The organism is Pseudomonas sp. P7548 (assembly GCF_013386585.1).
Lineage (GTDB): Bacteria > Pseudomonadota > Gammaproteobacteria > Pseudomonadales > Pseudomonadaceae > Aquipseudomonas.
Map to the genome: position 1 here is coordinate 24496 of NZ_JACARO010000011.1, position 26173 is coordinate 50668.

General features: G+C 60.1%; 25 protein-coding genes. 18 read left to right on the plus strand and 7 right to left on the minus strand.

Translation table 11 applies throughout. The features are described from left to right. The first annotated feature begins 49 nt into the window (after positions 1-49). A complete protein-coding gene (locus HX803_RS04910) occupies positions 50-3313 on the plus strand; it encodes a hypothetical protein (protein WP_178919378.1) in 3264 nt (1087 codons plus the stop codon). Between the two features lie 460 nt (positions 3314-3773). Then, positions 3774-4535, plus strand: a complete 762-nt coding sequence (locus HX803_RS04915; RefSeq protein WP_178919380.1) for a hypothetical protein — start codon at positions 3774-3776, stop codon at positions 4533-4535. A 232-nt stretch (positions 4536-4767) separates the two neighbouring features. Here HX803_RS04915 and HX803_RS04920 read toward each other — a convergent pair whose 3' ends face one another. The 3 genes from HX803_RS04920 to HX803_RS04930 all read right to left on the minus strand — a co-directional run bounded on the left by HX803_RS04920 (position 4768) and on the right by HX803_RS04930 (position 7789). Then, a complete protein-coding gene (locus tag HX803_RS04920; RefSeq protein ID WP_178919381.1) occupies positions 4768-5409 on the minus strand; it encodes an oxidoreductase in 642 nt (213 codons plus the stop codon). A 29-nt stretch (positions 5410-5438) separates the two neighbouring features. Beyond that, the gene (locus HX803_RS04925; protein WP_178919382.1) at positions 5439-7157 is read right to left on the minus strand and encodes a C13 family peptidase; all 1719 of its coding nucleotides are present in this window, start codon (positions 7155-7157) and stop codon (positions 5439-5441) included. A gap of 176 nt (positions 7158-7333) precedes the next feature. Further along, a complete protein-coding gene (locus HX803_RS04930) occupies positions 7334-7789 on the minus strand; it encodes a MaoC family dehydratase (RefSeq protein ID WP_014720094.1) in 456 nt (151 codons plus the stop codon). Positions 7790-7947: 158 nt separating this feature from the next. Here HX803_RS04930 and HX803_RS04935 point away from each other — a divergent pair, with 158 nt between their 5' ends. The 3 genes from HX803_RS04935 to HX803_RS04945 are packed head-to-tail and all read left to right on the plus strand — an operon-like array spanning position 7948 to position 9630. Beyond that, positions 7948-8301 (plus strand): CidA/LrgA family protein, encoded by a 354-nt coding sequence (locus HX803_RS04935; protein WP_178919383.1) that lies wholly within the window; start codon positions 7948-7950, stop codon positions 8299-8301. Beyond that, positions 8298-9014 (plus strand): LrgB family protein, encoded by a 717-nt coding sequence (locus HX803_RS04940; protein WP_176998539.1) that lies wholly within the window; start codon positions 8298-8300, stop codon positions 9012-9014. Before HX803_RS04935 ends, HX803_RS04940 begins: the two co-directional genes overlap by 4 nt. A 22-nt stretch (positions 9015-9036) precedes the next feature. Beyond that, on the plus strand, positions 9037-9630 hold the full coding sequence (locus HX803_RS04945) for an LON peptidase substrate-binding domain-containing protein (protein WP_178919384.1): 594 nt from the start codon (positions 9037-9039) through the stop codon (positions 9628-9630). On the opposite strand, the gene HX803_RS04950 is transcribed toward HX803_RS04945, so the two are convergent. Both HX803_RS04950 and HX803_RS04955 read right to left on the minus strand, forming a co-directional pair. Further along, entirely contained in the window at positions 9624-10940 is a 1317-nt protein-coding gene (locus HX803_RS04950) for a bifunctional DedA family/phosphatase PAP2 family protein (protein WP_178919385.1), read from the minus strand. The two genes, HX803_RS04945 and HX803_RS04950, sit on opposite strands and share 7 nt — an antisense overlap. Positions 10941-11131: 191 nt before the next feature. Continuing rightward, positions 11132-11815 (minus strand): DNA-3-methyladenine glycosylase, encoded by a 684-nt coding sequence (locus tag HX803_RS04955; protein WP_178919386.1) that lies wholly within the window; start codon positions 11813-11815, stop codon positions 11132-11134. 175 nt (positions 11816-11990) lie between these two features. Here HX803_RS04955 and HX803_RS04960 point away from each other — a divergent pair, with 175 nt between their 5' ends. The 13 genes from HX803_RS04960 to HX803_RS05020 all read left to right on the plus strand — a co-directional run bounded on the left by HX803_RS04960 (position 11991) and on the right by HX803_RS05020 (position 24483). Beyond that, on the plus strand, positions 11991-13256 hold the full coding sequence (locus HX803_RS04960) for a glutamate-5-semialdehyde dehydrogenase (RefSeq protein WP_178919387.1): 1266 nt from the start codon (positions 11991-11993) through the stop codon (positions 13254-13256). Continuing rightward, positions 13256-13900 carry a nicotinate-nucleotide adenylyltransferase gene (gene nadD / locus HX803_RS04965; RefSeq protein ID WP_176998534.1) on the plus strand — a complete coding sequence of 215 codons (645 nt, stop codon included), beginning with the start codon at positions 13256-13258 and terminating at the stop codon, positions 13898-13900. Before HX803_RS04960 ends, nadD begins: the two co-directional genes overlap by 1 nt. Positions 13901-13969: 69 nt before the next feature. Then, positions 13970-14464, plus strand: coding sequence for a ribosome silencing factor (gene rsfS, locus HX803_RS04970; protein ID WP_010206793.1), 495 nt, complete (start codon positions 13970-13972; stop codon positions 14462-14464). A gap of 9 nt (positions 14465-14473) precedes the next feature. Then, positions 14474-14941, plus strand: coding sequence for a 23S rRNA (pseudouridine(1915)-N(3))-methyltransferase RlmH (rlmH, locus tag HX803_RS04975; RefSeq protein WP_003176297.1), 468 nt, complete (start codon positions 14474-14476; stop codon positions 14939-14941). A gap of 15 nt (positions 14942-14956) precedes the next feature. Next, positions 14957-16855 carry a penicillin-binding protein 2 gene (gene mrdA / locus HX803_RS04980; RefSeq protein WP_178919389.1) on the plus strand — a complete coding sequence of 633 codons (1899 nt, stop codon included), beginning with the start codon at positions 14957-14959 and terminating at the stop codon, positions 16853-16855. A 31-nt stretch (positions 16856-16886) separates the two neighbouring features. Next, positions 16887-17990 carry a rod shape-determining protein RodA gene (rodA, locus tag HX803_RS04985; protein WP_050442794.1) on the plus strand — a complete coding sequence of 368 codons (1104 nt, stop codon included), beginning with the start codon at positions 16887-16889 and terminating at the stop codon, positions 17988-17990. A 17-nt stretch (positions 17991-18007) separates the two neighbouring features. Further along, positions 18008-19018, plus strand: a complete 1011-nt coding sequence (gene mltB / locus HX803_RS04990; protein WP_178919390.1) for a lytic murein transglycosylase B — start codon at positions 18008-18010, stop codon at positions 19016-19018. Next, the gene (locus tag HX803_RS04995) at positions 19018-20016 is read left to right on the plus strand and encodes a septal ring lytic transglycosylase RlpA family protein (RefSeq protein ID WP_176998531.1); all 999 of its coding nucleotides are present in this window, start codon (positions 19018-19020) and stop codon (positions 20014-20016) included. The genes mltB and HX803_RS04995 overlap by 1 nt, the downstream gene beginning before the upstream one ends. Positions 20017-20200: 184 nt before the next feature. Next, positions 20201-21358: a D-alanyl-D-alanine carboxypeptidase family protein gene (locus HX803_RS05000; protein WP_176998530.1), complete on the plus strand. Its 1158-nt coding sequence runs from the start codon at positions 20201-20203 to the stop codon at positions 21356-21358. Between the two features lie 84 nt (positions 21359-21442). Beyond that, positions 21443-21724 carry a DUF493 domain-containing protein gene (locus HX803_RS05005; RefSeq protein WP_025858241.1) on the plus strand — a complete coding sequence of 94 codons (282 nt, stop codon included), beginning with the start codon at positions 21443-21445 and terminating at the stop codon, positions 21722-21724. Then, the gene (lipB, locus tag HX803_RS05010) at positions 21724-22371 is read left to right on the plus strand and encodes a lipoyl(octanoyl) transferase LipB (protein ID WP_178919392.1); all 648 of its coding nucleotides are present in this window, start codon (positions 21724-21726) and stop codon (positions 22369-22371) included. The genes HX803_RS05005 and lipB overlap by 1 nt, the downstream gene beginning before the upstream one ends. Before the next feature lie 26 nt (positions 22372-22397). Next, the gene (gene lipA / locus HX803_RS05015; protein WP_176998559.1) at positions 22398-23399 is read left to right on the plus strand and encodes a lipoyl synthase; all 1002 of its coding nucleotides are present in this window, start codon (positions 22398-22400) and stop codon (positions 23397-23399) included. A 154-nt stretch (positions 23400-23553) separates the two neighbouring features. Then, positions 23554-24483, plus strand: a complete 930-nt coding sequence (locus tag HX803_RS05020; RefSeq protein WP_178919394.1) for an LD-carboxypeptidase — start codon at positions 23554-23556, stop codon at positions 24481-24483. Between the two features lie 125 nt (positions 24484-24608). On the opposite strand, the gene HX803_RS05025 is transcribed toward HX803_RS05020, so the two are convergent. Both HX803_RS05025 and arfA read right to left on the minus strand, forming a co-directional pair. Next, entirely contained in the window at positions 24609-25934 is a 1326-nt protein-coding gene (locus tag HX803_RS05025) for a lytic murein transglycosylase (protein ID WP_178919396.1), read from the minus strand. Between the two features lie 61 nt (positions 25935-25995). Continuing rightward, positions 25996-26160, minus strand: a complete 165-nt coding sequence (arfA, locus tag HX803_RS05030; protein WP_003176285.1) for an alternative ribosome rescue factor ArfA — start codon at positions 26158-26160, stop codon at positions 25996-25998. Positions 26161-26173 lie beyond the last annotated feature (13 nt).

Consider the following 26173-nt stretch of genomic DNA (forward strand, 5'->3'; position numbering starts at 1 on the left):
GTCACTCAGTGCATGAAATATTTAATTTTTGTTCATGTGCGAGGCAAATATGACAACTATTCCTACTTCTCAGGTAGAGCCTGCTGGGTCAGGTAACGCACTCGTCGAAACGTATTCAGGCTCCCAGCCGAACAACGATAGTGAAGCCGCTGCGAGCCGCCGCAGTACGCAAATGTCTGACTCTCCTGAGAGTCGCGCAGCTGCTGACGCTAAGTTATCGAAACCTTTCGCGATGGCATTAGCGGCGCGGTCCTATCACACTTCCATTGCACCGCCTGATCTTTCTGTTCCTGCGGATACTACATTGGGGCGTTGGTGCACCGAACTGGACAACGCGTTCAACAGCCGCGAATTTTTAACGTGGGCGAAGGAGCAAGGGCTTGATACCAAGAGTATGAAGCTGGACCCCTTGCTCGGGGAGTTGACCGGCATTGTAAAGGGTAAGACAAAAACGTTTTCCCTCAGTGACGATTCAGGCTGGCCGGATGTTTCCCGAGTCTTGCTTTCAATTGCCAGGGTGATCGCACCACGGCCTGGGCAGGCCTTTAGTTACCCTTGGCCGGAGGGCAAGGTGCCGTTGTACGTGGTGGGGCGATTTTACGGAGTGCCCATCGACCTTTCGCCAGCACAGGCCGCCGATCACCGCAAAAAACTGCAAAAAGGCGAAATACCTGAATTTCCTCCTTCGGGTTACGGCGTGCAGCGATCCGTAGCGGCGTTAGAGGAGCAGCGTAAGGCGCTGGGGGATGACGCCAATCATCATGCACTTCTTGCAGCGCTGAGATCCCAGGCAAACGATGCCGAAGGGAAGATTGATCTGAACACCGTCATGCTGCCCCTTGACAGGCGCTCAAGCCTATTTTTCACCGAACAGTGCCGGGAGATAAGTGTTGCGAAGATGCTTGAGTCGCGTGGATATAACGTGCCTGCCAATAGTCAGGAAGCACAGTATCTGGCTCGTTCATTATCCTTTGATCTTCTCCCTCGGGTGCCAGGGGCGGACGCTGGAGGGGTCAGGAATATCGTTAAGGCGTTGGGTAACACTCAGTTACGCAAGATGAAGGCGGAGGTAAACAAATGGAAGGCGCAAACAGCCAGTGAGGCTTCTAATCCTCAGGCCGGGGTTGGGGCTGACAGTCTGTTACACCGTCTGATCGGCTCGCTTGCCGAGTCTACGCGCAAGGCGATTGCGGACAACCCTGCGTTAGCATGGGATCAGCTGATTCGCTCGCCAGAGGCTTTGAAGCTGGGTAAGGCCTTACAAAGTAAACTCAATACAGCTGAGTCTCCGACCGGTGTAATCGAAATATTGAACGCAGCGCTCGTGCAAGAGCTTGATCCCGGTTTAGGAAAGTCACCCTATAATCTGGCGGGCTATAACCTCTACAGCAAAGACAATGCGGGGGCCACTGCTGCCGAAATTGTGAAGCGCTTCGTAGCCCATCTTGAAGCGAAAGTGGGTGTTGAAGCGGCACCTATTGCTGCTCGTTTATTATTGTCGGCTGCCGCACCTGAGTTCCTGTCGAAAAACATACCGCCCAATCTTGTTTATGGGTCTCATACGTGGACGGACTTCTCTATTGCGGTTGCACTCGTAGAACAGGACGCGCCCGGCGCATCCGCGAATATGACCTTTAGTCAAGTGATAGAGTACGCTGAGGCGCAGCTTAATGTTCACGAGGGCGAAGCCCGAGTAAATATAGCGTCGGTCAATCCATATATTCAGTGGGGCCTCGCGAATGGTGTGATCGTAAGCACTCCTAACGGGGAGTATAAGGACGAAGATCTCGAACACTCACTCACGGTGTTAAAAAAACAGAAAAAGGAATTGGAGTGGGCGCGTGCTGAGTTGCAGAAAGATCCGCCGAGTCGGAAAGAATTGGCATTGGCAGAGTTCAAGCGCGTTTTTCCGGGAATAGAGGATCCTACGGAGAATACGCTACGGGGCGTTTTGGATAGCCGGTATATTGTGTCGCCGCTTGATGTTTACATGACTGATCCATTTGATCCGAGCGTATGGGTCTCGCGCGATGAAAAGAAACTACCCTGGGATCAGATGAAGTCCCGCTTTCCGCAGCTTATTAAAGATATCAATAAAAAATTTGATGATGAATTTAGCCAGTACAAGAAAAATCATAAAAATGCTTGGGCTATTCAGTTTAAATACCAACTTTCTTTGTTGCCACCAGCAGAGCGGGAACGCATAGGAAATTCAGATGTAAGTTTCTTCGAAGTGTCTCGCCCCTTTTTGGGTACAAAGCTTCAGTTCAACGAACATGGCCACTCTGCGCATTCCTGGCCCGTACCACGTACTCCGACTGCGCAGGAGCTAGACGCTTTAAAAGGGCAACATGGCTTACTGATGAAAGTGGAAGGGCGCGATGGGAAGACAGACTATTACAGTTATTTCCCCGCGCTAGGGAAAATGGTCAAGGAAAAAGCTGTGCCGGCAGAACAGCTGAACTACGACGATAGCGCTTATTTTGGTCCTGGCGCCAAACCTCGTGTGTGGAACACACAGAATATCTACACGCAGTACGGTGAAACCAATAAAAAGCGTGATCCAGTGAGTCTGGACGGTAAGGCACAAGGCTCTTATTTTTCTGGCAGAACTGGTTCGCTGGCTAACGTGGTAGGTGATTTTTTCACAAAAAATTATGATGCTTTTCAAGCAGGCGCTGCCGGCGTTACAGAAATTGAAAAAACCCGAAGGGAGATTAAAGAGATAAATGAGTTTTTGCTTTCGCTCATTCCTTTTTATGACGGTATTAAAGATGCTATCAACGGTAATGTTGCAGGCGCAATTTTTAATATCGGGTTTGATATTTTAGGCTTCCTTCTTCCTGGGGTAGGTGCAGCGAATAAAGCGTTAAAGGGGGGTAAGTCAATAGGTACTGCTCTTGCCCGTTCCTTTTTTGCGGGGGTTGGCGCCTCTGTCGGCATTACCGATGCCATTAATCTTCCAAAAAATATCAAGCGTGGGATAAGGACTGTCATTAAGGATGGGAAGAAAATTTATCAGCACGCAGATGAAGTATTGCCCCGGCTGAGAGGGAATTATAAGAAATATGATGTGACGAAGACTTATAAAGATGGTGACATTGTCAAAGGGGTCGGTCGCGTTGATACGGGAGGGGTAGCGGAGCCTGTGGTGGCTATTTTCCACAAGGGGGGGTGGTATGCATATAGCAGTATCACAAACACACCGTTTGGTCCCCAGTTATTACAGTTTGGCGCACTGAGTTCAATGGGGGAGGGGCAGCATGAGGCAGGAAATGGATCTGAGACCAGGCTAAGACTGGCCGGTGCTTGAATTTCTTTTGTAGGCGAATGTATGTGTGCCATCTACAGTTAACCTTATTGAGGTTGGAAAGTTTGTGCGCGTTCTGGTGTGTGCGCTTTAGGTAATTTCTGGTTGGTTGCTGATTTGGCGGCAAACTGTCTGGATGTCGCAACATTGAATAAAATGGTGGGGGGTGGAACTCGTTGAGTGTTTTTTTACACAAAACAGTTGAGGGTAAGGGATGACTTTCTAATGCTAACTAATCATTAGGTAATTCATTATGATGTTTTTACATGCAACCTCTCGGTCGATGGCTTTCTCCAGGATTGGGGAGTTTTTTAGTGGCGCCTGGAATAGAAACAGTCCTTCTTCGGTGCCCAAAGATGTGAGTGCTCCCCATACAAGAGGTGGCCAAAGTTCTAGCTCGTCGAGCGGTTATGGCTCACAAAAAAGTGCTGAGTCATTTGACCAAAAGTATGTGGATTCTCAAGTGAACGGCGCCAATGGGGCTGGACATACGACGGGCACTAGGCAGCCTGGCGACTCCACTAATACCGACGCTTCTGGCTCTGATGGTTTAAAGAAGTACCAAGAGGCGCAACAAAAAAAGTGGCAGGCCCAAAAAGACGCGGAAGCGCGAGACAGGTTGTTTGGCCAGCCGACGCCGGGTCGCGTAGACGGTAAAGACGTTGAGCCGTTCTCTTCAGAAAAACTATCGGATGAGGCGATATCACTTTCATCCTCCGCCAAGGCTAAAGTTGACAAGGCAGCGCCGGTAAGAAATTCCAGCTTACTTCGGACCGCGGCAATTGCTCTACCATTTTCCGCCCTCGGTTTGATTATTGCAGGCACTGTCAACGCAGTTCTCAAACCGTATGTAGACCCTAGCGCTAGCTCGGGCCTTACCAAGCAAGACGTCAAAGATAATCAGATTGTCGAGCAGAGCCAGAAAGATGTATTTACGGCCGCAAACGCGTTGAATGATCTGAAAAGAAATGCAAAGGTTGCTCCGGGCTTGGATTGGGCATTGAAAAGCAACGATGAGCGCATGGATACCCTCGAAGACATGATGGATATCATAGAGCGGGATATGGGGGGCGAAGCCAAAAATTTGGGTATTCCCTTCACGCTCGCGTCTACTGGGGCGCCGAGAGATGACATTGAAAGTCGTGCGAAGGCAATTAGCTCCAGGCTTGCTGTGATCACTACGTTGTTCCGTAGCGTGGGAGCTAAGTTGGACGCTAATGCTTAAATTCTCACGCCTGCTTATAGCGTAACTGTGCAAAAAGGCCTCGGCGGTATCAGCCGCACGCGTCTGGATTTCAAGGCCATGAATGGCGGCTGCTGCGTCAAGAATCGGCATGTTGACAGGGCGCCAAGCTATCCGGGAGTGTTGCTGCCACTGTCGGTGCTGACAGTTGGCTTCATTGTGTGTGTCTCATCGCGGGCAAGCCTGCGATGAGGCCATTCCAACCGGTGCACAATCATTTGCCCAGCTTGCGCAACTCATCCGACTCCACCACCCGCACCCCATCCTGCTCTTCCAGCGCCAGGCGCCACATGGCCCGGGCCAGTTCACACACTTCGATGCCACGGTATTTACCGGGGATCAGCTTGGACAACGGCCCGGCCAGTTGCTCGGCCAGGCGTGGCTCCAAACGTTCCCCAAGCAACAGCGAAGGGCGAACGATGGTCAGTTGCGGCCAGTCTTGCGCCTTCAACGCCTGCTCCATCTCGCCTTTGACCCGGTTGTAGAAAATCGATGACTTGGGATCGGCGCCAATCGCGCTGATCACGATCAGGTGCCGTGCACCCATTTCTCGCGCGCGCTTGGCAAAGGCCACGACCATGTCCAGGTCAACGGCGCGAAACGCTGCTTCGGAGCCTGCTTGTTTGATGGTGGTGCCCAGGCAGCAGAAGGCGATGTCTACGCGACCGCTCAGTTGCGGCAGGAACACCGCCGGGTCGCCCACCGGGTTTTCCAGGTGCGGGTGTTCGGCCAGTGGCTTGCGGCTAGGTGCCAGTACGCGAGATACCGTAGGTTCGTTGAGCAGGCGGTCGAGCAGGTGTTCGCCGGTCAAGCCGGAGGCGCCAGCGAGCAGGATATGCTGAGGTGTCAGGTACATGGTGTTTCCCCCTTGTTACACAGTTCAGCTTAGTTGCCTTTGGCTTCCTTGCTATTCATTGAGACGCTTTCGAGCGCCTTTCGTGCCTGCTGTTTGCGTAAAAGTTGCCAGTGGGCGATCACGCCCTTGGGGGCCCAGATCTGCGGCTCGGAGGCTTCGAAGTTGTCCGCCTGTTCGCGTTCGGCCACGTGCTGCTGCGCCAGCTTGAAGGCTTGCTGCAAGTCGTCGGTCTGGTTGAAGGCTTGGGCGAAGAGGGCGTCGCCAAAGTAGGTGAAGTCGGCCTCTTCGGAGCAGCCGAAGGACACGCGGTCGGCGCGGGAGGCGGTCATGATCAGGGTGCGTTCGTCTTTGAGCGCCGGGATGAAACCGCCGGAGTAGCAGGCGGAAATCACGATGATCTTGTCGCGGTTCTTCAACGGCGCGAGCACGGCAGCCAGCTCATCGGCGGGCAGGTCGGCCAACTCCATGCGCGGCTGGTCCAGCACCAGTTCGTGTTCGTGGGTGCCGTGGCTGGTCATGTAGATGAACACCAGGTCTTCCGGCCCGGTACGTTCGGCCAGGGTTTGCACGGCGCGGCGCAGGCTTTCGCGGGTAGCGAGGGGGCGGTCGGCGATATGGTCGCGGTGGTTGACCAGGCGGATCTGCCCACGGGCACCAAAACGGCTGGCGAGCATGTTGCTGACGTAATCGGCTTCGCGCAGGAACACGCTTTGCTTGCCATCACCGGCCAGCACCAGGGTGTACAGTTCCACAGCAGGGGTGGAGGGGGGCACGGCGGCGAGGGCGGCTTCCAGCAGGCGGCCTTGAGCCAGTATTCCGGTTTCCAGTGGGTCGGGCAGCAGCTTACCGTCGGCATCGCGCACGCGCATGCCGTTGACCCAGGTGCCCGCTTGCACCGTGCCATCGGTGAGCACCAGCGTGCCCTTGCCTTGGTAGCTGTCGCTATCGAAACCGCCGATATAGAAGCTGCCATCGGTGAGGTTCAGGCGGCCTTCGCCGGTGAAGCGCCAATCGCTGAATTGGCCCACATAGTGGCTGCCGTCGATACCGATCAGCTCGCCTTTGCCGCTGAGGGCGCCTTCCTTGAACTGACCGATCCACACGTCGCCGTCGGCGTTCTCATAGCGGCCCTTGCCGTTGAGCTGGTTCTGTTTGAACTGGCCGACATAGATATCGCCATCGGCGCTGTTGAACGTGCCGTTGCCTTCAAGCTGGCCATCGACGAAGTGACCGCTGAACTGGTTGCCGCTGTCGTCGTTGCGCTGGCCTTCGCCATTGGGCTTGCCGTGGGCGAACTGGCCCTGGTACTGGCTGCCATCGGCCAGTTCCAGGCGGCCGAGGCCGGAATACTGGTCGTCCTTGAACTCGCCGCGATAGGTCATCGCCCCTTCTTTGAGGGTGCCTTCGCCATTGCGTCGACCGTTCTTGAAGCCGCCCACATAGCTGCTGCCCGAAGTGCTCAGGCTGCCCTGGCCGTCGAACAGGCCTTGCTGGAATTGGCCTTTATAGACTTCGCCGTTGCTGCCATGCCATTCGCCCTGGCCGTGCCATTGGCCCTTGTCGAACTGGCCGGCGTACCAGCTGCCGTTGGGGTAGTCCACCCGGCCCTGGCCCTGCAGCAAGCCGTTGACCACATCGCCCCGGTAGCGGCCGCCGTCGGGCAGGCGCGCATCGGGCGGCAACAGCGATTCGCCGTCTCCGCAAGCGGTGAGCAACAGGGCAAGGGCAAGAGGAGCGAGTGGGCGCATAGCGGGATCCGGATAATTGAGCGCCGAGTATGCCGCAGCTGCGAGATTCATACATAAATTTACATACATTGTGGCGAGGATTTTGCCCCGCCACGCGCCTGTAGGAGCCGGCTTGCCGGCGATGCAGCGTCGCTGCGTTTTTCGCTGGCAAGCCAGCTCCTACAGGGGGCTGGGCGTTACACGAAGCAGAGTGACAACGACTCCGCAATGTAAGCCGGTTTTTCCTGGCCTTCGATTTCCAGGGTAGCGGTGGCCTTGAACAGCCATTGGCCAGGCTTTTTCTCGGTGACGTCCGTGAGCGTGACGTTCAGGCGAACCTTGGAATTGACCTTTACCGGCTGGATGAAACGCACGCTGTCCAGGCCGTAGTTGACCGCCATCTTCAGGCCTTCAGGCATGATGAGGATGTCTTCCATCAGCTTGGGCATCAGCGACAGCGACAGGAAGCCGTGGGCGATGGTGCTGCCAAACGGCGTTTGCGCGGCCTTGATCGGGTCGACGTGGATGAACTGATGATCGCCGGTGGCTTCTGCAAACAGGTTGATACGGGCCTGGTCGATGGTGAGCCATTCGGAACGTCCCAGTTCCTTGCCGACATAATCTTTGAGCTGCGCTACAGGTACATAGGGCATTGCGACTCTCCTTGGTTCATCGGTTTTTATAGGTGTGCGAAATCCATCTTAGATCATCATGGGCACCCCGCCCGGTCAACCCACCATGCTTTTGGCGAATGCCTGAGCATAGGGCGGGCGTGCTTATAATGCGGGGACGTTTCGAGGGGGAAGAACGGATGCTGCTACGTGGCCTGACCTGGCTGGTGCTGTTTCAATTGATCGGCACGGCGATCAACCATTTGCTGTTGCCCATCTTGCCGGGGCCGATTATCGGGCTGCTGCTGATGCTGGGCTTTCTGATCTGGAAGGGCGAAGTCGGTGAGCCTTTGAGCCTGGCGGCCAGCAGCCTGCTGCGCTATCTGCCGCTGCTGCTGGTGCCCCCTGCGGTCGGGGTGATGGTGTACGCCAAGGACATCGCGGCGGACTTCTGGGCCATCGTCGGTGCGCTGGTGCTGTCGCTGGTGATCGCCATGGGCTTTGTCGGCGTGCTGATGCAGCAGATGGTCAAGCGCAAGGAGAAGGATCAATGATCTTCGACTGGCAGGGCGCGTGGACCGCCGTGATTCATCACCCCTTGTTCGGCATTGGCATCACCCTGGGCGCTTATCAACTGGTGCTGGCGGCGTTCGAGAAAACCCGCTGGATTTTCCTGCAGCCGGTGCTGGTGTCCATGCTGCTGGTGATCGGTGTGTTGGTCAGCTGTGGCCTTACATACGCCGAGTACCGCAAGAGCACTGAGATCATGGGCATCCTGCTGGGCCCCGCGACCGTGGCCCTGGCCGTGCCGCTTTACTTGAACCTGCGGCGCATTCGTCAATTGTTCTGGCCGATTTTTACTACGCTGGTGGTAGGCGGGGTATTGGCCACCGGGTTGTGTGTGCTGTTGGGCTGGTGGTTCGGTGCCGAACACATGATGTTGATGACCATGGCGCCCAAGTCGGTGACCTCGCCAATTGCCATGCTGGTGGCCGAGCAGATCGGCGGCGTGGCAGCGCTGGCGGCCGTGTTTGTGCTGATCACCGGCGTGATCGGTGCGATGATCGGCCCGGCCTACCTGTCGCGCCTGGGTGTTCACAGCCCTGAGGCGCGCGGCATGGCGCTGGGCATGACGGCTCACGCGGTCGGCACCTCGGTGGCCCTGCAAGAGAGTGAAGAGTGCGGCGCCTTTGCGGCGCTGGCGATGAGTCTGATGGGCGTGGCCACGGCGGTATTCTTGCCGCTGGCCGTGTCGGTGATCGTTTAATCCGGGTTTGAAGGAAACCTTTATGAGTCTGGCGCTGTTCCCGCTCAACACTGTGCTGTTCCCGGGTTGCACCCTCGACCTGCAACTGTTCGAAGCGCGCTACCTGGACATGGTCGCGCGCTGCATGAAAAAGGGCGAAAGCTTCGGCGTGGTGTGCATCCTTGACGGCAGCGAAGTGGGCATGGCCCCGGACGGCTACGCGTTGATCGGCTGCGAAGCGCTGATCCGCGACTTCAAGCAACAGGACAACGGCCTGCTGGGCATTCGTGTCGAAGGCGGGCGGCGTTTTCGTGTACGCGACGCCGGTGTGCAGAAGGACCAATTGTTGCTGGCCGAGGTGCAATGGCTCGAAGAGCTGCCGGACCAGCCATTGGAAGAAGAGGACGCCGACCTGCTGGCGTTGCTCCAGGCCCTGGCTGAGCACCCGATGGTGGCCTCGCTGGACATGGACGCCCATGCCGATGGGCAGCAAGCCTTGGGCAATCAGCTTGCCTACTTATTGCCCTTCACCGAGGCCGACAAGATCGACCTGCTGCAACTCGACGACCCACAGCAGCGCCTGGATGCGATCCAGATGCTGCTCGATGAGTTGCAGGGCGAGTTGTTCACTCAATAGGCATACCGTAGCAGGGCGTGGGGCGTGCCGGTGAACGCGATGAACCCCAGCACCGCGACCAGCGCCGGCAACAGCAGCCACCAGGCTTTTTGCGACAGGGCCGGCAGCGGGCTTCGATACTGGCTCACCCCCAGGCTGAACGCGCACACCGTCATCGCCAACAGCGTGCCGGCCAGGATGTCCGTGGGCCAGTGGGCGCCGAGGTACACCCGCGACAGCGCGATGAAGGCCGCCGGAATACAGCCCAGCAGCATCCAGGTCAGGCGCAGCCGGATGGGTTGCCCGCGACCGGCCAGTACGGCCAGTGCCAGGAAAAACGCGAACGCGCCGGAGGCGTGACCGCTGGGCATGCTGAAACTGGTCAGCGGGTCGGTGAGGATTTCCGGGCGGCCACGGGCGAAAAACAGCTTGGTCCCCGTGTTGATCACCGCCGCGCCGGCGAGGGTCGCGCCGACAAACAGCGCATGCCGCCATTGCCGCGCCAGTAGCAGCAGGCCGGTGAACACGGCGCTGGCCACGAACATCTTCTTGAATTCACCCAGTTGGGTGATGCGCACCATCACCTCGTCCAGCCAGGGGCTGCGGTGTTCTTGCACCAAGGCACTGAGGCCCTGGTCGAAGTCATTGAGATGGGGGTAGCCGATAAACAGGGCGATCAACATCGTCAGGCTGGCGCAGCCAATCCACAAGGTGGCGCGACGATGGCCGCGCAGGCTACTGTTCAGGCTCAACCCCACGACTACCGCGATACAGGCCGCAACGACGCCAGCCTCCGGCCAGAAACCCTCGGGCAACGGCAGGCGGAACGCGGCGCCGGTCGCCCAGCCGGGCAGCAGATAGGCTACCGACCAGCCCGCCGCTGCGACGATGCTCACCGCCACGAAGCGCGGTAAGGGCATGTCGCACATGCCGGCCACCATGGGCAGCATTGGCCGTAGCGGGCCGATGAAGCGCCCGACCAGCAGGCTGGCAATGCCGTATTTGTGGAAGTAGGTTTCGGCGCTGTTCATCCATTCAGGGTGGTGACGAAGGCCGGGCAGGCGCCGGATGTTCTGATGGAAATGTCGCCCCAGGTAGTAGGACACCGCATCACCCAGCAGCCCGCCGAGAAAACCCAGCAGCAGGGTTTCGCTCAAGGACAGCGCACCGCTGCCGGCGAGGGCGGCAATGGCGAACAGCAATACCGTGCCTGGCACGATTAGCCCTGCGATGGCCAGGCATTCCACACAGGCGACGATGAAGACCGCCACCGCCAGCCATTCGGGGTTCAGGGTCAGCCAGCCGGTAATGCTATCGAGCCATTGGCCCATAAAACGTCTCCATGTCTGCAATACAAAATCTGATACGGCGTAAATCAACTGTGGGAGCGGGCTTGCTCGCGAATGCGGTGTGCCAAGCACCGGTTCCTTCACTGATACACCGCATTCGCGAGCAAGCCCGCTCCCACATGGGATCTGCTGTGTTGCGGATATCGATTTCCAGCAAACGCAGTCGTTTCAATTCAAATTAGAAAATAGTCGCGGCCTTCGACCTGGCCCCGGCGCAGCGGGTTCCGGGTGCAGTAAGGCGCGTAGCCCGCATCGACAAAGCGGTACATCAGCTGTTCATCGCGCCCGCTCGGAATGCCCAGGCGGGTGGTCTGGATGATCTGGCTCGGGGTCTGGCCCACGTCTTCCACGTAGAACAATTCCTGGTCGAAGCGCTTGGCGTCCCACATCGGCACTTTCAAACCCAGCGCCTTACACAGCAGGGTTTGGCCGGCACACAGCTTTTGTGATGGGCGCGGGCTGCCGTTGGCACCGGGGTTGTTCAGCAGCATCTGCGCCAAACTGGCCGGGCCGGACGTTTCATCGACCCACGGATACGCCGACTTGATCAGCACGGCGTTGCCCGGGCCCTGGGCGCTGAAGTTCAGCGAATCGCCGCCACGGGCGTAATACATGTAGATATGGCCGCCATCCAGAAACAAAGCCTTACGCTTTTCTGTGTAGCCGAGCGAGGCGTGGCTGCCTTTTTCGGCCAGGTAATACGCTTCGGTTTCAATAATTCGCGCCGAAAGCCAGAGATCGCCTACGCGATGGCGGACGATTTTTCCGAGCAGATCCCGGGCGAGCAATTGCGCGTCGCGGTCGAAGAAGCTGTCGGGCAGGGCGCTGGCGGGCACTTGGGGGGCAAAACTGGACATGGCAGTCAGGGGTTAATACGGCTAAATGTGACGGAATCATAACAACTCCCACCTTAATTACCGCTGAAGCCCAGGTTTTTACAGTTCATTTCGACCATCCGCCCCTCACCGCTGTCAGTCGAGCGGCGTCACAGCTATAATCTGCCGCTTTCCTCCCTGCCAAGACTCCCTGACCATGACTGAGTCCGTTCTTGACTACATGACCCGCCTGGGTCGCGCTGCCCGTCAGGCCTCGCGGTTGATCGCCCGTGCGAGCACCGCGCAGAAGAACCGCGCCCTGCTGGCGGCCGCCGACGCTCTGGATGCTTCGCGCTCCGAGCTCTCCGCCGCCAACGAGCAAGACCTGGCCAACGGCCGCGCCAATGGCCTTGAGCCAGCCCTGCTGGACCGCCTGGCGCTGACTCCGGCCCGTATCGACGACATGATCGAAGGCCTGCGTCAGGTGGCCAAGCTGCCTGACCCCATCGGTGAAATCCGCGATATGCGCTACCTGCCGTCCGGCATCCAAGTGGGCAAGATGCGCGTGCCCCTGGGCGTGATCGGCATCATCTATGAGTCGCGCCCGAACGTGACCATCGACGCCGCGAGCCTGTGCCTCAAGTCCGGCAACGCCACCATCCTGCGTGGCGGCTCCGAAGCCATTAATTCCAACCGTGCCATTGCCGCCTGTATCCAGCAGGGCCTGGCCGTGGCCGAATTGCCGGCCGAAGTGGTGCAAGTGGTCGAGACCACTGACCGTGCCGCCGTTGGCGCACTGATCACCATGCCGGAATTCGTCGACGTGATCGTGCCGCGCGGTGGCAAGAGCCTGATCGAGCGCGTCAGCCGTGATGCCAAGGTGCCGGTGATCAAACACCTGGACGGCGTGTGCCACGTGTATATCGACATCGCGGCCGATATCGACAAGGCCATCCGCATCGCCGACAACGCCAAGACTCACCGCTACGCCCCGTGCAACACCATGGAAACCCTGCTGGTGCACGTGGGCATTGCCGAGCGCGTGTTGCCCCCACTGGCGGCTATCTACCGTGACAAGGGCGTGGAGCTGCGCGGTTGTTCACGCACCCGTGCGCTGCTGGGCGCGGACGTGATCGAAGCCACCGAGCTGGACTGGTACACCGAATACACGGCGCCGATCCTGTCGATCAAGATTGTCGACGACCTGGACGAGGCCATCGAACACATCAACACCTACGGCTCCAAGCACACCGACGCCATTGTTTCCGAGCATTTCAGCGATGCCCGGCGTTTCCTCAACGAAGTGGATTCCGCCTCGGTGATGATCAACGCCTCGACGCGCTTTGCCGACGGCTTCGAGTACGGCCTGGGGGCGGAGATCGGTATCTCCACCGACAAGCTGCACGCCCGCGGCCCGGTCGGCCTGGAAGGCCTGACCAGCGAGAAGTACGTGGTGTTCGGCGACGGTCATGTGCGCACTTGATGGGTAAACGCATCGGGCTGCTCGGCGGTACTTTCGACCCCGTGCACATTGGCCATTTGCGCAGTGCCCTGGAAGTTGCGGATGCCCTCGCGCTGGATGAGTTGCGGGTGATGCCCAACGCTCGGCCGCCGCACCGCGATACCCCGCAGGTGTCACCGCAACAGCGCCTGGAAATGGTGCGCCTGGCAGTGGACGGCATTGCGCCGTTGGTGGTGGACGACCACGAACTCAAGCGTGATAAACCGTCCTACACTGTCGATACCCTGGAAGTGATGCGCGCTGAAATGGCCGCGGATGACCAGTTGTTTCTGCTTTTGGGCTGGGACGCATTTTGCGGCCTGCCCTCTTGGCATCGCTGGGAGGAACTCCTCCAGCATTGCCACATCCTGGTTTTGCAACGCCCGGATGCCGATAGCGAACCGCCGGATGCCTTGCGCAACCTGCTGGCCGCGCGGTCGGTAAGTGACCCCTTGGCCCTGACCGGGCCGAACGGGAATATTGCATTCGTCTGGCAGACCCCGCTTGCGGTGTCCGCCACCCAGATCCGTCAACTGCTGGCCAGCGGTAAGTCGGTACGTTTCCTGGTGCCTGACGCGGTCCTGGCCTACATCGATGCGCACGGGCTTTACCGTGCGTCGAACTGAAAAGGCGCGCTTGAGCGTACGCACAGTCGTACAGCGAGCGCCCGAACATACGAGCAAAACGAGTTTTATATGACGAACAAAGACGTAAGCAAAGTTAAGCGCAAAGGCACGTTCAAAAGCGCTCCGTTGCCAGTAGAAGCCCACACCGGCCCTGAGCTGGCAGGCGAAGAGCTGGTAAAAGTGGCCGTGGCCGCCCTGGAAGACGTGAAAGCCCAGGACATCCAGGTGCTGGACGTACGTGACAAGCAAAGCATCACCGACTACATGATCATCGCCACCGGTACCTCGAACCGTCAGATCGGCGCGATGCTGGACAAGGTTCGCGAAGCCGTCAAAGCCCAAGGCGTCAAGCCGCTGGGTGAAGAAGGCAAGGGCGACAGCGACTGGGTGCTGCTGGACATGGACGACGTGATCGTTCACATGATGACTTCCAACGCTCGCCAGTTCTACGACCTGGAGCGTCTGTGGAAAGGCGCCGAGCAGAGCCGTGCCGCCGATGGCAAGCACCACAGCCCGGAAGTGGGCCACGCGCACTTCGACAAGCTGAACAAAGACCAGGAATAAGGAACGGCTGTGCGCCTGCGTCTGATAGCTGTCGGTTCACGCATGCCCAAGTGGGTGGAAGAAGGCTGGCACGAGTATGCCAAGCGTCTGCCCGCTGAGCTGTCTCTTGAACTGGTAGAGATACCGCTCAATACCCGGGGCAAGAATGCCGATGTGGCGCGCTTTATCCGTCAGGAAGGCGAAGCCATGTTGGCCAAGGTCGGCCCCAACGAGCGCATCGTCACCCTTGAAGTGCACGGCAAACCCTGGAGCACCGAGCAGTTGGCGGTGGAACTGGACCGCTGGCGCCTGGACTCGCGCACGGTGAACTTCATGGTCGGCGGCCCCGAAGGGCTGGCGCCGGAAGTCTGTGCGCGGGCGGACCAGCGCTGGTCGCTGTCGGCGCTCACGCTGCCGCACCCGCTGGTACGCATCCTGATCGGTGAACAGCTGTATCGCGCCTGGACAGTCCTGTCCGGGCACCCTTATCACAAATAATCTGCGCCCCTCCCGATGACCCAGCCGATCCGCATCAAGGACCACGAGAAAGACGCACGTCTTGTACGCGCGCGCGTGGTGTTTGGCGCAATCCTGGTGGTGGCCTTGTTGGGCGTGCTGATTGCGCGCCTGTATTTCCTGCAGGTGATCCAGTACGACTATCACTCCACGCTGTCGGAGAACAATCGGGTGCACGTGCAGCCGATTCCGCCGACGCGTGGGCTGATCTTCGACCGTAATGGCGTGGTGGTCGCGGACAACCGACCCAGCTTCAGCCTGAGCATGACCCGCGAGCGTTCCGGCGACTGGCAGCAGATCCTCGATGTGATCGTCGAAGTGCTGCAACTGACGCCGGAAGACCGGGTGATCTTCGAAAAGCGCATGAAGCAGGGGCGCCGGCCGTTCGAGCCGGTGCCGATCCTGTTTGAGCTGACCGAAGAGCAGATCGCCCGGATCGCGGTGAACCAGTTCCGTCTGCCCGGTGTTGAGGTGGTGGCGCAGTTGGTGCGGCATTACCCGCAAGGGCCGCACTTTGCCCACTCCGTCGGCTACATGGGACGGATCAACGAGAAAGAGCTGAAGACCCTCGACCCGGTCAACTACAGCGGCACCCACCATATCGGCAAGACCGGCATCGAGCGCTTCTACGAGCCCGAGCTGCACGGCCAGGTGGGTTACGAAGAAGTCGAGACCAACGCCCGTGGCCGCGTGCTGCGGGTGCTCAAGCGCACCGACCCGGTGCCGGGCAAGGACATCGTGCTGAGCCTGGACATCAAGCTGCAGGAAGCAGCGGAAATGGCCCTGGGTGGTCGGCGGGGTGCGGTGGTGGCGCTGGACCCGACCACGGGCGAAGTGCTGGCCATGGTCAGCCAACCGAGTTTCGACCCCAACCTGTTCGTGACCGGCATCAGCTTCAAGGCGTACGCCGAGCTGCGTGATTCCATCGACCGGCCGCTGTTCAACCGCGTGCTGCGCGGCCTGTACCCGCCCGGCTCGACGATCAAGCCTGCGGTGGCGATTGCCGGCCTCGATGCGGGCGTGGTCACGGCCTCCAGCCGGGTGTTCGACCCGGGCTACTACATGCTGCCCAACTACGACCACAAGTACCGTAACTGGAACCGCACCGGTGATGGCTTTGTCGACCTGGACACCGCGATCATGCGCTCCAACGACACCTATTTTTACGATCTGGCCCATAAGCTCGGGATCGATCGCCTGTCTGCCTATATGGGCAAGTTCGGCCTCGGCCAGAAAGTCTCTCTGGACATGTTCGAAGAGTCCCCTGGCTTGATGCCATCGCGGGAGTGGAAACGCGCGACCCGCCGCCAGGCGTGGTTCCCGGGTGAAACCTTGATCCTCGGGATCGGCCAGGGCTACATGCAGGCCACGCCGTTGCAGCTGGCCCAGGCGACGGCGCTGGTGGCGAACAAAGGCATCTGGAACCGCCCACACCTGGCCAAGACCATCGAAGGCGAGAAGCCGGTGGATGAAAACCCGATTGCCGATATCGTGCTGCGCGACCCGTCCGACTGGACCAAGGTCAACCACGGCATGCAGCAGGTGATGCACGGCGCCCGGGGTACCGCGCGCAAGGCGGCCGTCGGTGCGCAATACCGCATTGCCGGCAAGAGTGGTACCGCCCAGGTGGTCGCGATCAAGCAAGGCGAGAAATATGACCGCTCCAAGGTTCAGGAGCGCCACCGTGACCACGCCTTGTTTGTCGGCTTCGCGCCGGCCGACGACCCGAAGATCGTGGTGGCGGTGATGGTCGAGAACGGCGAGTCCGGCTCCGGCGTCGCAGCGCCCGTGGTGCGCCAAGTGATGGACGCCTGGCTGTTGGCCGACGATGGCAGGCTCAAGCCCGAATATGGCGGCCCCCCTTCAAGCACCGAGGTTACGGCCCGTGAAGAGTAATTTTGACCGCATCCTCTCCAGCGAGGACGTGATGCGTCGCCGTGCGACGTTGCTGCAACGCATGCACATTGATGGCCCGTTGCTGATCCTGCTGCTGACCCTGGCGGCCGGCAGCCTGTTCGTGCTGTATTCGGCCAGCGGCAAAAACTGGGACCTGCTGATCAAGCAAGCGTCGTCGTTCGGCCTGGGCCTGTTGTCGATGGTGGTGATCGCCCAGCTGGAGCCGCGTTTCATGGCGCGCTGGGTGCCGCTGGGGTATGTGGCCGGCGTGTTGTTGCTGGTGGTGGTGGACGTGATGGGCCACAACGCCATGGGCGCGACCCGCTGGATCAACATCCCGGGGGTGATTCGCTTCCAGCCGTCGGAATTCATGAAGATTTTAATGCCGGCGACTATCGCCTGGTACCTGTCCAAGCGCACCTTGCCGCCACAGCTCAAGCACGTGGGCATCAGCCTGATCCTGATCGGCGTGCCGTTCATTCTGATTGTGCGCCAGCCGGACCTTGGGACTTCTTTGCTGATCCTCGCGGGCGGCGCCTTCGTGCTGTTCATGGGCGGTTTGCGCTGGCGCTGGATCCTCAGCGTGCTGGCCGCCGCCGTGCCAGTGGCCGTGGCGATGTGGTTCTTCTTTATGCACGACTACCAGAAGCAGCGAATCCTCACATTCCTCGACCCGGAGAGCGACCCGCTGGGCACCGGCTGGAACATCATCCAGTCGAAGGCGGCGATCGGTTCCGGCGGCGTATTCGGTAAAGGCTGGCTGCTGGGTACCCAGTCGCACCTGGACTTCCTGCCGGAAAGCCACACCGACTTCATCATTGCGGTGATGGGCGAAGAGTTCGGCCTGGTAGGCATTTGCGCGTTGCTGTTGATTTATTTGCTGCTGATCGGTCGCGGGCTGGTGATTACCGCCCAGGCGCAGACGCTGTTCGGCAAGTTGCTGGCGGGCAGCCTGACCATGACCTTTTTTGTTTATGTTTTCGTCAACATCGGTATGGTCAGTGGCCTGTTGCCGGTGGTTGGGGTGCCGTTGCCATTCATTAGCTACGGCGGAACTTCGCTGGTGACATTGCTGTCAGCGTTTGGGGTTTTGATGTCGATTCATACGCATCGCAAATGGATCGCACAGGTTTGAATAAGGTGAAGATGTCAATGCAAGTAATGCGCGGCTGGGCGACTCGGCATGCGTCCCTGATGGGCCTGATCGGGCTGCTGGGCGCGACGCAAGAGGCGCTGGCCGGTGACTACGATGGCTCACCTCAGGTCGCCGAATTTGTCGGTGAAATGACCCGCGACTACGGTTTCGCCGGTGAACAGCTGATGGGCGTGTTCCGCGAAGCCCAGAAGAAGCAGGCGATTCTCGACGCCATCTCGCGCCCCGCCGAGCGGGTTAAACAGTGGAAGGAATACCGCCCGATGTTCCTCACCGACGCCCGTGTGGCGCGGGGTGTGGACTTCTGGCGCCAGCACGAAGCCGTGCTGGCCCGCGCCGAGCAGGAATACGGCGTGCCGGCCCAGGTGATCGTGGCCATCATCGGCATCGAAACCTTCTACGGGCGCAACACCGGCAGCTACCGGGTGATCGACGCCTTGTCGACCCTGGGCTTCGATTACCCGCCGCGTGCCGAATTCTTCCGCAAGGAACTGCGCGAATTCCTGCTGCTGGCCCGCGAAGAGCAGGTCGATCCGCTGACCCTCAAGGGCTCCTACGCCGGGGCGATGGGCTTGCCGCAATTCATGCCGAGCAGCTTCCGTGCCTATGCCGTGGACTTTGACGGTGATGGCCACATCAATATCTGGAGCAACCCCGACGACGCCATCGGCAGTGTGGCCAGCTACTTCAAGCGCCATGGCTGGGTGGCCGGCGAACCGGTGGTGATCCGTGCCGATGTTTCCGGGGAGCGTGCCGATGAAGGCCTGACCCAGGGCATCGAGCCGGCCAAGACAGTCGGGGAGTTGCGGGCGCTGGGCTGGTCGAGTCAGAATGCGCCACCCGATGACATGCCGGTGACGGCATTCCGCCTTGAAGGCGAAAACGGCCCGGAATACTGGATGGGCTTGAAGAATTTTTACGCAATCACGCGTTATAACCGCAGTGTGATGTACGCCATGGCCGTGCATCAGCTGTCAGACATGCTGGTCCAAGCACGGGGCAACAAGTAATGCGGGTATCGCCGATCAAACAACCGCTCAAGCTGGTGGCGTTCGCCGCGTTGTCCCTGCTGGTCGTCAGTTGCTCCACCAGCCGTGGTCCTGCGCAGAAGTCCGGCGGTACGGCCATCCGTTCCCAGCCGGGCCTGGACATCAACCGCGCGCACAAAGACGGCGCGCCGTGGTGGGACGTGGATGTCTCGAAGATCCCGGACGCCACGCCAACCCTGCACACCGGCGCCTACAAGGCCAACCCGTACACCGTGCTGGGCAAGACCTATTTCCCGCTGCAAGACTCCAAGACCTATGTCCAGTCGGGCACGGCGTCCTGGTACGGTACCAAGTTCCATGGCCAGAACACCGCCAACGGCGAAGTGTATGACCTGTACGGCATGAGCGCGGCCCACAAGACCCTGCCACTGCCCAGCTATGTGCGCGTGACCAACCTGGACAACAACCGCACGGTGATCCTGCGAGTCAACGACCGTGGACCGTTCTATTCGGACCGCATCATCGACTTGTCCTACGCGGCCGCGAAGAAACTCGGTTACGCCGAAACCGGCACGGCGCGGGTGAAGGTCGAAGGTATCGACCCGGCGCAGTACTGGGCCCAGCGTGGCAAGCCGGCGCCGTTGATGCTCAATGAGCCGCAAACCCCGCAGCCGCAAGTGACGGCGTCGGCGGGCAAGATCGAACAGTGGACCCCGCCGCCAGCGCAGCACGCGCCGGATACGGTGGTCGTGCCCCAGGCAGCGCCGGGCGCCTCCATGGCCGGTGGGCAATACCTGCAGGTCGGCGCTTTCGCCAACCCGGACGCGGCAGAGCTGTTAAGGTCCAAGCTCAGCGGCATGGTCAATGCGCCGGTGTTCATCAGTTCCATCGTGCGTAACCAGCAGACCTTGCACCGCGTGCGCATGGGGCCAATCGGTTCGCCAAGCGAGGTTGCGCAAGTACAGAACAGCGTGCGCCTGGCCAACCTGGGGCAGCCCAGCGTGGTCACCGCAGAATAAGCAGTAGAAGGCTTGATGGCTTGGGCGCGCATGCGGGCCCGGACCTTGGTTGTTGGCTCGTTGAACAATAAAAACCCGGGGGCAAGGGGTGAGCGGGCAACCGAACACGTGACAGTCTGGAAGCGGGCTGTCTGAATAGTTTTGCCCGCGAGGGCAAGTTTCCATAAGCAATTTCGAGAGACGGATGAACATCACCACCTTAGCCAAACGCACGTGCCTGCTTCTTTCGCTGATCATCACCCCGGCCGCCTGGGCGGTTGAAATGGTGCCGGCTTCCCCGCAACTGGCCGCCAAGGCCTGGGTCCTCATGGATGCCGCCAGCGGCAACGTGCTGGTCGAGAACAACGGTGACCAGCGCCTGCCCCCTGCCAGCCTGACCAAACTGATGACGGCCTACATCGCGACCCTGGAAATCCGTCGCGGCCAGATCGGCGAGAACGACCCGGTCACCGTCAGCGAAAACGCCTGGCGCACCGGCGGTTCGCGGATGTTCATCAAGGTGGGTTCGCAGGTGACGGTGAGCGACCTGCTGCATGGCATCATCATCCAGTCGGGTAACGACGCCAGCGTGGCCCTGTCCGAGCACATCGCCGGCAGCGAAGACGCGTTCGCCGACATGATGAACAAAACCGTGGCCGACCTGGGCATGACCAACAGCCACTTCATGAACCCGACCGGCCTGCCGAACCCAGAGCACTACTCGTCGGCTCACGACATGGCGATCCTGGCCCGCGCGATCATCCGTGTCGACCCGGTGCACTACGCCATCTACTCCCAGAAGGAGTTCTTCTGGAACAACATCAAGCAGCCTAACCGCAACCTGTTGCTGTGGCGTGACAAGACCGTCGACGGTCTGAAAACCGGTCACACCGAAGAAGCCGGCTACTGCATGGTGTCGTCCGCCGTACGTGATGGCCAGCGCCTGATTGCCGTGGTCTTCGGCACCAACAGCGAGCAGGCCCGTGCGGCCGAGACGCAAAAACTGCTGACCTACGGTTTCCGTTTCTTCGAAACCCAGACCTTCTACCAGAAGGGCACTGAACTGGCGCAGGCGCCGGTCTGGAAGGGCGCGACGCATCAAGTCAAGGCCGGCCTGGCTGAAGACCTGACCCTGACCATGCCTAAAGGCCAGCTGAAAAAGCTCGCTGCCAGCATGACCATGAACCCGCAACTGGTTGCGCCAATCGCCAAGGGCGACGTGATCGGCAAGGTCGAAGTCAAACTGGACGACAAAGTGGTGCACAGCGCCGACCTGATCGCCCTGGACGCTGTCGACGAAGGTGGCATCTTCCGCCGCGTGTGGGATAGCATCCGTCTATTCTTCTACAGCTTGTTCAACTGATAGTGTGCACCTGCAAAGCCCCGTGTTGATCCGACACGGGGCTTTGCCCGTCGCCACGGCTTACGCTTACGAGGCCGTTACGCCATGACCGATAAAGAAGTAGAAGTAAAGGCGCCAAAGATCGAATTCCCAGTGACGGACTATCCCGTCAAGGTGATCAGCGATACCGGCGTGGGCCGCAAGGACAAGATTCTCGAGATCGTCCGCAAATACGCAACGATCAACGACAACCGCGTGGACGAGCGTCAAAGCTCCACCGGCAAATACACCACGATCCAGTTGCACATCGTTGCGACGGATCAGGACCAGCTCTACAACATCAACAGCGAACTGCGGGCCACCGGCTTCGTGCACATGGTGTTGTGATGTCTCACGTCCTGGGCTTTCGCGAGCTCGGCCGGATGGACTACGAGCCCGTCTGGCACGCCATGCAACGGTTCACGAACGAGCGCGGCACCTCGGCCCCCGATGAGATCTGGCTGGTGGAACACCCGCCGGTGTTCACCCAGGGCCAGGCCGGCAAGGCCGAACACCTGCTGCTGCCGGGAGATATTCCGGTGGTGCAGGTCGACCGAGGTGGCCAAGTGACTTACCATGGGCCCGGCCAACTGGTGGCGTACCTGCTGCTGGATGTGCGCAAGCTGGGGTTTGGCGTGCGTGACCTGGTCACCCGCATGGAGGCCTGCCTGATCGAGCTGCTGGACAGCTACGGCGTGACCGCTGCGGCCAAGCCCGATGCCCCGGGTGTGTATGTGGACGGCGCGAAAATCGCCTCCCTGGGGTTGCGCATCCGCCACGGCTGTTCCTTTCACGGCCTGGCCCTGAACGTGGACATGGACCTGGCGCCGTTCCGACGGATCAACCCGTGCGGCTATGCCGGACTGGCCATGACCCAACTGAGCGAGCACGCCACACCGATTAAATTTGCCGAGGTTAGTGCCCGGCTGCGTGCGCAGCTCGTCAAACACCTCGACTATGCTGAGCAGACGACCCTTACGGGCGGAATCGACTGATTATGACTACTGATGCAGTGCAAACCATGATCCCGACGGTGGACGTTACAGACCGTCCGGCCCCGGCCCCGCGTGCCAAGGTGGAAGCCGGCGTCAAGCTGCGCGGCGCCGAGAAGGTTGCACGCATCCCGGTGAAGATCATTCCGACCACCGAACTGCCGAAGAAACCCGACTGGATCCGCGTGCGCATCCCGGTTTCGCCGGAAGTCGACCGTATCAAGGCCCTGCTGCGCAAGCACAAGCTGCACAGCGTGTGCGAAGAAGCGTCCTGCCCGAACCTGGGCGAGTGCTTCTCTGGCGGCACCGCCACCTTCATGATCATGGGTGACATCTGCACCCGTCGTTGCCCGTTCTGCGACGTCGGCCACGGCCGTCCGAAGCCACTGGACGTCAACGAGCCGGAAAGCCTGGCCATCGCCATCGCCGACCTGCGCCTCAAGTACGTGGTGATCACTTCGGTAGACCGCGACGACCTGCGTGACGGCGGTGCCCAGCACTTTGCCGACTGCATCCGCGAGATCCGCAAGCTGTCGCCGAACGTGATGCTCGAAACCCTGGTGCCGGACTACCGTGGCCGCATGGACGTGGCGCTGGAAATCACCGCCGCCGAGCCGCCGGATGTGTTCAACCACAACCTGGAAACCGTGCCACGCCTGTACAAGGCTGCGCGCCCAGGTTCGGACTACCAGTGGTCGCTGACCCTGCTGCAGAAATTCAAGCAGATGATGCCTCACGTTCCAACCAAGTCCGGCTTGATGCTGGGCCTGGGCGAGACCGACGAGGAAGTGATCGAAGTCATGAAGCGCATGCGCGAACACGACATCGACATGCTGACCCTGGGCCAGTACCTGCAACCGTCCCGCAGCCACTTGCCGGTGCAGCGTTTCGTGCACCCGGACACCTTCGCCTGGTTCGCCGAAGAAGGTTACAAGATGGGCTTCAAGAACGTGGCCTCGGGCCCGCTGGTGCGCTCCTCGTACCACGCTGACGAGCAGGCCAAGCTGGTCAAGGCGAGCCTGGTTTCGTAAGCCGCTCCGCAATTGAATGTGGATGCGGGCTTGTGTGGGAGCGGGCTTGCTCGCGAATACGGTGTTTCAGTCACCTGATTAATCGACTGATACTCCGCTTTCGCGAGCAAGCCCGCTCCCACATTGGGTTCTGCGTTTAAGTGGGAGACCATGGATGACCAGTAAATCAACAGTTGCCGTACCCGCCCTTCGCTCTGAAGGCACCATCGCCCTGATCGCCCCCGCCGGTCCTGCCGCGCTGGACGTCGAAAAAGCCGGTCACTGGATGCGTTCCCGTGGCTACGATCTGCGAATTTTTCCTGGCGTGTATGAACGCGACGGCTACCTCGCCGGCAGCGATGACGTTCGCCTGCGTGACCTGCACGACGCCTTCGCCGATCCCGATATCGACGCGATCTTCTGCCTGCGTGGCGGCTACGGCACGCCACGCCTGCTCGATCGCCTGGATTTCGACCTGCTGCGCGCCAACCCCAAGCCATTCGTAGGCTACAGCGACATCACCGCGTTGCACCTGGCTATCAGCCGCTACGCCGGCTTCGTGACCTTTCATGGGCCGATGCTCAACGCCGACCTGCTGGGCGACAAGCAGCAACCTACCGAGTCGTCACTGTTCAGCATGCTGCGCGGCCAATTGGGCGCTGGCAGTGTGCTTGCACATCCGGTGGCCTACCCGTTGACCACTGTCGAGCCTGGCATCGCCTGTGGGCGCTTGCTGGGGGGCAACCTGTCGATGATCGCGGCAGTGATGGGCACTGCCTTTGAGATTGATGCAGAAGGCATCATCCTGCTGATTGAGGACGTCAACGAGCCGATCTACCGGATCGACCGGCTGCTCACCCACTTGCGGTTGGCGGGCAAGCTGGATCAGGTGGCGGGTGTGCTGGTGGGGGATGTGGCAGGGGTGGACAATGCCGTGCTGGAGCGACTGCTCAAGCAGACCTTCGGACCGCTGCGCATTCCAGTGCTGGCCGGCTGGCGCAGTGGGCATTGCGATCCGAACCTGACCTTGCCGATGGGCGCTTTGGTGCGCCTGGATGCGGGAGAGCAGCGGTTGGTGCTGGAGCAGGATGTGGTCTTTAAATAACCGTCGCCTGTGACACCGTCTTCGCAGGCAAGCCAGCTCCCACATTCGACCGCATTCCAAAGGATGCTCACGGTTAAATGTGGGAGCGGGCTTGCTCGCGAAGACGGTAGTCGCCATAAGCGGTTCTACCGGGTTTGCAGGGATTCCAGCAGCTTCACCGTCGGATACCCATCCGCCGGCCAGCCCAACGCTTGCTGCGCCGCACGAATCGCCTTGCGCGTATTCGCACCAATGATCCCGTCCGGGTTCCCGGCGTCATAGCCTTTGGCACTGAGTGCCGTCTGCAAATCGATGCGCTGCGAGCGACTCAGCGGCAATTCATCTTTCGGCCAATCGCCACGAATCACACCGCCACCGCCAAACCGTTCCGACAGCAGGCCCACTGCCAGTGCGTAGGACGACGAGTTGTTGTACTTGAGGATCGCGCGGAAGTTATCCAGTACCAGGAAGGCTGGGCCACGGTAGCCTGCCGGCAGCAGCAGCGCAGCGGAGAGCTGGCTGACGTTTGGCGGGATGCTCGCGCCTGGCGGCAACTGGATGCCCAGGTTCAGCCATTCGGCGACCGACTTGCGCACGCCGCCATCGGCCAGTGCGTAATCGAAGTTCGTTGGCAATTGCTTGACCTCGAAACCCCACGGCTGGCCTTTCTGCCAGCCGGAGCTTTGCAGGTAGTGGGCGGTGGAGGCGAGGGCGTCGGCCGGGCTGTTCCAGATATCGCGGCGACCGTCGCCATCGAAGTCCACGGCGTGGGTGTTGTAGGTGGTCGGGATAAATTGGGTCTGGCCCATGGCACCGGCCCAGGAGCCTTTCATCTGGTCGGCCTGGATGTCGCCGTGCTGGATGATCTGCAGCGCGGCCAGCAACTGCGCCTGGGCGAATGCCGGGCGACGGCCTTCGTAGGCCAGGGTCGCCAGGGAGCGGATCACCGAGTTGTTGCCCTGGAATTGGCCGAAGTTGCTTTCCATGCCCCACACCGACACCAGCGCCTGGCGATCAACGCCATAACGCTGCTCGATGCTTTGCAGGATGTCCGCATATTTGATCAGCAGGGCCTGGCCGTTGCGCACGCGTACCGGCGACAGGGCGCCGTCGAGGTATTCCCACACCGGGCGAGAAAATTCAGGTTGGCTGCGGTCGGCACGGATGACCGCCATATCGGGTGTGACGTTGGCGAACGCCGTGTCGAACACGGCAGCCGTGATGCCGGCCTGCAGGGCTTGCACGCGAAAACCCGCCTGCCATTCAGCAAAGGTCTGGGTGGGTTGGATGTCGAGGTTGTCCACGGCGACGGGGGGCACGACAGCAGGCGCAACAGCGGGTGCGGTCTGGAGCTTGGGCAGCGGTTGAGCGTCGGCGGCGGTGGGTTTTTCCGCGCAGGCGACGAGCAGAATAAGGCTGGAGGCAGCGATCAATTGGCGAAGGTGCCAACGACGGGAAAGGCTAGAGGGCATGCACAGGTCCAGGGATTACAAATCAGGTGCAGACCTTATCATGCCGGAGGGGCGCTTGCCTTCAGGCAGCCAGAAAGTAAGAAGCCTCCCAGCTATTAGACTGGAAGGCTTCGCGGCGGTAGCTGCCTTTGCCCTTGCCGGCGCGTTCCTGACGGCTGCGGAACAGTGGCTGGGCGATGATGGATTTGGCCTTGTTCGGGCCATGCTTGGATGGCTTTTTGCTCATGCTCGGTACTCTC

Bases quoted from the DNA above. Each gene is read 5' to 3' on its own strand.
- HX803_RS05000 (WP_176998530.1), top strand. From the start codon at position 20,201: ATGAACATCACCACCTTAGCCAAACGCACGTGCCTGCTTCTTTCGCTG.
- HX803_RS04920 (WP_178919381.1), bottom strand. From the start codon at position 5,409: ATGTACCTGACACCTCAGCATATCCTGCTCGCTGGCGCCTCCGGCTTG.
- HX803_RS04910 (WP_178919378.1), top strand. From the start codon at position 50: ATGACAACTATTCCTACTTCTCAGGTAGAGCCTGCTGGGTCAGGTAAC.
- HX803_RS05020 (WP_178919394.1), top strand. From the start codon at position 23,554: ATGACCAGTAAATCAACAGTTGCCGTACCCGCCCTTCGCTCTGAAGGC.
- lipA (WP_176998559.1), top strand. From the start codon at position 22,398: ATGATCCCGACGGTGGACGTTACAGACCGTCCGGCCCCGGCCCCGCGT.
- arfA (WP_003176285.1), bottom strand. From the start codon at position 26,160: ATGAGCAAAAAGCCATCCAAGCATGGCCCGAACAAGGCCAAATCCATC.
- lipB (WP_178919392.1), top strand. From the start codon at position 21,724: ATGTCTCACGTCCTGGGCTTTCGCGAGCTCGGCCGGATGGACTACGAG.
- HX803_RS04950 (WP_178919385.1), bottom strand. From the start codon at position 10,940: ATGGGCCAATGGCTCGATAGCATTACCGGCTGGCTGACCCTGAACCCC.
- HX803_RS04940 (WP_176998539.1), top strand. From the start codon at position 8,298: ATGATCTTCGACTGGCAGGGCGCGTGGACCGCCGTGATTCATCACCCC.
- HX803_RS04925 (WP_178919382.1), bottom strand. From the start codon at position 7,157: ATGCGCCCACTCGCTCCTCTTGCCCTTGCCCTGTTGCTCACCGCTTGC.
- HX803_RS05025 (WP_178919396.1), bottom strand. From the start codon at position 25,934: ATGCCCTCTAGCCTTTCCCGTCGTTGGCACCTTCGCCAATTGATCGCT.
- HX803_RS04960 (WP_178919387.1), top strand. From the start codon at position 11,991: ATGACTGAGTCCGTTCTTGACTACATGACCCGCCTGGGTCGCGCTGCC.
- mrdA (WP_178919389.1), top strand. From the start codon at position 14,957: ATGACCCAGCCGATCCGCATCAAGGACCACGAGAAAGACGCACGTCTT.
- HX803_RS05005 (WP_025858241.1), top strand. From the start codon at position 21,443: ATGACCGATAAAGAAGTAGAAGTAAAGGCGCCAAAGATCGAATTCCCA.
- HX803_RS04930 (WP_014720094.1), bottom strand. From the start codon at position 7,789: ATGCCCTATGTACCTGTAGCGCAGCTCAAAGATTATGTCGGCAAGGAA.
- rodA (WP_050442794.1), top strand. From the start codon at position 16,887: ATGCGTCGCCGTGCGACGTTGCTGCAACGCATGCACATTGATGGCCCG.
- mltB (WP_178919390.1), top strand. From the start codon at position 18,008: ATGCAAGTAATGCGCGGCTGGGCGACTCGGCATGCGTCCCTGATGGGC.
- rsfS (WP_010206793.1), top strand. From the start codon at position 13,970: ATGACGAACAAAGACGTAAGCAAAGTTAAGCGCAAAGGCACGTTCAAA.
- HX803_RS04995 (WP_176998531.1), top strand. From the start codon at position 19,018: ATGCGGGTATCGCCGATCAAACAACCGCTCAAGCTGGTGGCGTTCGCC.
- HX803_RS04935 (WP_178919383.1), top strand. From the start codon at position 7,948: ATGCTGCTACGTGGCCTGACCTGGCTGGTGCTGTTTCAATTGATCGGC.
- nadD (WP_176998534.1), top strand. From the start codon at position 13,256: ATGGGTAAACGCATCGGGCTGCTCGGCGGTACTTTCGACCCCGTGCAC.
- HX803_RS04955 (WP_178919386.1), bottom strand. From the start codon at position 11,815: ATGTCCAGTTTTGCCCCCCAAGTGCCCGCCAGCGCCCTGCCCGACAGC.
- HX803_RS04945 (WP_178919384.1), top strand. From the start codon at position 9,037: ATGAGTCTGGCGCTGTTCCCGCTCAACACTGTGCTGTTCCCGGGTTGC.